This window comes from Acinetobacter sp. UBA3025, assembly GCF_002367915.1.
Lineage (GTDB): Bacteria > Pseudomonadota > Gammaproteobacteria > Pseudomonadales > Moraxellaceae > Acinetobacter.
The window spans coordinates 1-4,868 of sequence record NZ_DFDO01000203.1; the positions used below are offsets into that span (position 1 = coordinate 1).

General features: G+C 39.7%; 4 protein-coding genes and 1 tRNA gene. 1 reads left to right on the forward strand and 4 read right to left on the reverse strand.

Translation table 11 applies throughout. The annotated features are described in order from the left end of the window. Positions 1-22: 22 nt before the first annotated feature. On the forward strand, positions 23-640 hold the full coding sequence (gene thrH, locus B4J23_RS08475; RefSeq protein WP_291359955.1) for a bifunctional phosphoserine phosphatase/homoserine phosphotransferase ThrH: 618 nt from the start codon (positions 23-25) through the stop codon (positions 638-640). A 70-nt stretch (positions 641-710) separates the two neighbouring features. Here thrH and B4J23_RS08480 read toward each other — a convergent pair whose 3' ends face one another. The 4 genes from B4J23_RS08480 to B4J23_RS08495 form a co-directional block, all read right to left on the reverse strand. Next, on the reverse strand, positions 711-1,928 hold the full coding sequence (locus B4J23_RS08480) for an OmpP1/FadL family transporter (protein ID WP_291359949.1): 1,218 nt from the start codon (positions 1,926-1,928) through the stop codon (positions 711-713). Positions 1,929-2,249: 321 nt separating this feature from the next. Next, positions 2,250-3,578 carry an OmpP1/FadL family transporter gene (locus B4J23_RS08485; RefSeq protein ID WP_291359951.1) on the reverse strand — a complete coding sequence of 443 codons (1,329 nt, stop codon included), beginning with the start codon at positions 3,576-3,578 and terminating at the stop codon, positions 2,250-2,252. 337 nt (positions 3,579-3,915) lie between these two features. Next, a tRNA-Arg gene (locus tag B4J23_RS08490) sits at positions 3,916-3,991 on the reverse strand. Positions 3,992-4,082: 91 nt separating this feature from the next. Continuing rightward, positions 4,083-4,868 (reverse strand): amino acid permease (locus B4J23_RS08495; RefSeq protein ID WP_291359953.1); only part of this gene is annotated, 786 nt, incomplete at its 5' end.

Here is a 4,868-nt window from a genome sequence, read left to right on the forward strand (position 1 = left end):
CGCTCTTCCGATCGGATGCTTCATGGAAGTCGTATGTCTAGATCTAGAGGGCGTTTTGGTTCCAGAAATCTGGATCAATTTTGCTAAAAAAACAGGTATTAAAGAGCTCGAAGCAACGACACGTGATATTCCTGACTATGATGTGTTGATGACCCAGCGTTTGAATATTTTAAAACAGCATGGTTTGGGTCTAAATGATATCCAGGCTGTGATTGCGGATATGGGACCATTTGAAGGCGCCATAGAATTTGTAGAATGGGTAAGTACTCATTTTCAGCTGATTATTCTATCTGATACTTTCTATGAATTTGCTCATCCTCTAATGAAGCAACTAGGCTGGCCAACGATTTTCTGTCATAAGCTGGAAACTGATGAAGAGGGCATGATCACTGCTTATAAACTTCGCCAGCCAGATCAGAAACGTCAGGCAGTAAAAGCATTACACGGTCTGAATTTTCGTGTGATTGCAGCCGGTGACTCATATAACGATACCACAATGCTGGGTGAAGCAGATCATGGCTTCCTGTTCGATGCGCCAGAGAATGTGATTGCAGAATTCCCGCAATTCCCGCCAATTCATGGTTATGACGCATTGAAAGAAGCAATCCGTAATGCATCGGTACGTAATATTCCGGCTTAATTTTTAAGTTTGAAATTAAAAAAAGGCGCCAAAAGGTGCCTTTTTTTATTAGAGCTAAACTCTATATTATTTAGAAACGGTAGCCGATTTTTAGGCCATAACCCATGGCATGGTTGTCTTCAAAATCACCTACAATAGTACCGCCAGTTTGTGCTTGGGCATCGCCTAACCAGAAATATTTTACACCAGCCTGAATAAAGTAGTTCTCAGCAGGGCTATATTGAGCACCTAAGCCTACATTCCAGTAACCTTCAGTTGGACCTAAAGTCGTTACAGGGTTGCCTGCACCTGAGTCATACCCTACAGAAGCTGAACCTGACCATTTATTATTGAATTTGCGACCTACACCGACTGTTGCTGACCATTGATCATTAGAGTAATCGATCAGATTTTGTGCTTTTCCTTTTGCCAAGGCTGAAGCTTGAGCGAGTAAAGATGGTGTCACAGCAAATTGGTCCCAATGAACCCAACGAAGATTTGCAAAAGCAATAGTATTTTGAGCGATACCTGACTGTAGATCAATATTTACCGACTGAGGTGTAACCGCCTCAACAGTGCTTTCTCTTTCACCTAAAGTCGTCAATAATGGTTTTGCTGGACTTAAAGGATGACCTGCATCAGGAAGTTGTTGTCCTAAAAGAGCTAAATCAGACTGTTCAGAAGATTTTGCTTTATGCTTAATTTCTGAACGATAGGTAACAGAAGCTTTTAATGCAATTTCAGGAATTTGATAAGCAAATCCAGCAAGCCATCCAAAGGCTTCTTCTTGTTTAAGCTGAATGTTATAGCCACTTAATAAAGAATAAGCACCCCCCCGTAATTTAATATCAGCCTCAACAGTTTGCCACACTGGACCAGCATAGAAATTCCAGTTTTCTGTAGGTTGATAACCAATGAGGGCAGTTAAATTATGTGTGTCAACATCAACTGATGTACCTTCTACACCATTACCAAAAGAACCAGCAGTTTCAGCGTATGTTGCATCTGCTCCAAAAGGTTGATCATAGATCAAGCCTAAAGAAATTTTGTCTGTTGCTTGAACTTTAATTGCAGCAGAGGGGAAATAGTAATCTTCCCCCATGTCGTTAATTTTTTCACCTTCAAAAGCAGATACTTTAGATGTCCCTTTCACAGTTGGATCAAGAACAGAAATTCCTGCTTCTGCATAGTTACCAGGTTGTAAAAAAGCCTGAATAGACTGGCCTGAACGGTCTAAACCGGCAGCGAACACGAGAGAAGTAGGCAGGCTAGAAAGAAGAATAGCGATAGAGATTGGCTTAAGTTTCATGGCTCATCCTTGACAATGTTGCATAAATATTAATAAAAGTTGTGGAAAAGTAACACAAATTTAAAAAGAGTAAATGCTCCACTTCGTCCAAGAAATGAACTATGGCGGTTATAAAAAATGATTGCTTAGAGTATTTATACTATATTTTTTTGATTAACTTAATGAAAATAAACAAATAATAATTTTTATCAAAATATATTAAAAACAAAATTTAGGCAAAATTTGATTGGTGATAAAAGCATCGAATAGTATACGGGTGTATAAAAATATAAATGAGACAATAAAAACCACCCGAAGGTGGTTTTTATTAACTAACAGGAATTAGAAGCGATAGCCCATTTTTAAGCCATAACCTAAAGCATGGTTATCTTCAAATTGTGCCACAGAGTTTCCTGTACCAAACATTGATGCAGGTTGAGCTTTAGTATCACCTAACCAGAAGTACTTCACACCACCAGCGATAAAGTAGTTTGCAGCAGGTGAGAATTGTAGACCTAGGCCAACGTTCCAGTAACCTTCAGTTGGACCTAAAGTTGAAACAGGGTTGCCTGCACCTGAATCCCAACCTACAGAGACATTACCTGCCCATTTTTCATTAAATTTACGGCCTACACCTACAGTAGCTGACCATTGATCATCTGTATAACCCACTAAGTCAAAACCATTTGGATTATCTGGGGTTAAGCCTGCGGCACCTAAAGCTTCTGAAACTGTACCAAACTGTTCAGGACGAATTGAAAAATCTTCCCAGTTTACCCAGCGCACATTAGCAAAAGCGACTGTGTCAGCCATGATACCAGTTTGGAAATCAAGGTTTACAGATTGTGGAGTTGTAATTTTGGTAGTAGTGTTTTCGTTATATACCGCACCTGGTCCAGGAACTAAACCAGTTAAAATTAAGCTTGTACCATATTCATTCGTTGCTGCTTCGTGATCAATTTCAGAGCGATACGTTAAAGATGCTTTTAATGCGATTTCAGGAATTTGGTAAGCTAAACCTGCAATCCAGCCTACTGCAGAATCTTCCTTCATATCTGCATTATATTGGCCTAATGCAATAGTAGAACCGTATGCGGTACCACGTAGTTGAACATTCCCTTTAACGGTCTGGTATACCGCACCACCATATAGATTCCAGTTTTCAGTTGGTTGGAAACCTAATAGGAACGTTAAATTTTCGGTTGTAACTTCTACTTCAGTTGCTTCTTGGCCATCATGGAATAAGCCCTGTCCAGCAAATAATGCAGCTGGAAGCCCCAAGCCTGCTAATGCTGGGTTTGCTCCAGCATCACCAACTGAATAGGCTGCATCAGCACCAAAAGGTTGATCGTATAAAAGACCCACTGATAATTTATCAGCTACTTGAAACTTTAATGCTGCACTTGGGAAGTAATAATCTTCGCCCATGTCTGATAGAGAGGTATTCTCAAGACCAGCTAAAGCTGCAGGAATAGCAGCGTTAGGTGTATAACCTGCATTAGCTTTACCAGATACAGATGGATCTAAAACAGAAATACCTGCTTCAAAATAGTTACCAGGTTGTAGGAAGGCTGCAATAGATTGGCCTGAACGATCTAGTGCTGCTGCAAATGCGCCTGTCATAGGTACAGTTGCAAGAATCATTGCAGTAGTTAATGTTTTTAATTTCATTTACGTCTTTCCTTGAGGTACAAATTTATATCTAGCGTTGTTGTTTGCACTTATTAAATTCTTGGAGATTTCGGGTATTTATCCGCAATCATTTGTTACTCCATGTGACAAAAATAGCACAATTAAAATAAGAGTAAATGCTCTAGAAAAAACTAATTAGTCTAAAAAAGCATCAAAATAGAGTTTTTACACCAAAAAATAGCCTTATTTTGAAATAAGTATTTGAAAGTAAAAGAAATAAAATAATGGAGAAAAAATGATTTTTTGTATAAAAAATATTCTAAAAATATGAAGATTAACGCTAATTTTTTGAAGTATAGATCACATTTTGAAAGGGTGGTGCGCCCTGCGGGACTCGAACCCACGTCGGTCGCTTAGGAGGCAACTGCTCTATCCAGTTAAGCTAAGGGCGCGAAAAGAAGGCTATTGTACTGTAAAAAATGCAAAAAAAAAGTTATTGCCGCAGCAATAACTTTAAAAATCATCGATTAAAAGATTTTTTGATTAATTCTTAGGGCGCAGTGCCTTAAACAGAATAAACATGATCACTACCCAGATCGGAAGCATCAGTACTGATTCTTTAAAGCCTTGTGTCCACATGATGTAAAGAATGGTTGCAATGAAAGCTAAAACCAGAATATTACTTGCAGGTGACCACAATGCAGGGAAACTGGTCTTTTGTCCTAACTGCTTCATGCTTTGCATAAACTTGAAGTGGGTCAAGCTAATCATAGCCCAGTTCAGTACCAATGCACTTACCACCACATAAATCAGGTGACTTAAGGCATCTTCAGGAACAAAGTAGTTTAGAAGTACACAGCCGAAAATCAGCAGGGCAGAGAACAGAACTGCAGGAATTGGCACCCCTTGCTTGTTCACAGTCTTGAAGATTTTAGGGGCATTACCTTGCTGTGCCAGACCATAAAGCATACGGCTATTGGCATACATACCACTGTTATAAACAGAGAGTGCCGCTGTCAGGATGATGAAGTTCAGTAAATGTGCTGCCCAGTCAATGCCCAGCTGGCTGAAGATCATCACAAACGGGCTTTTATCTAGGCCGCCAAGCTCTAACTGGTTCCAAGGCACTAAAGACAATAGAATGGTCAATGCACCTACATAGAATACCAGAATACGGAATACGACCTGATTAATCGCTTTTGGAATGGTTTTTTCTGGATTTTCAGCTTCTGCTGCCGCCATCCCGATCAGTTCAATCCCACCGAAGGCAAACATCAGGAAGGCCAGCATATAGAATAAGCCTTCAAAACCATTCGGGAAGAAACCGCC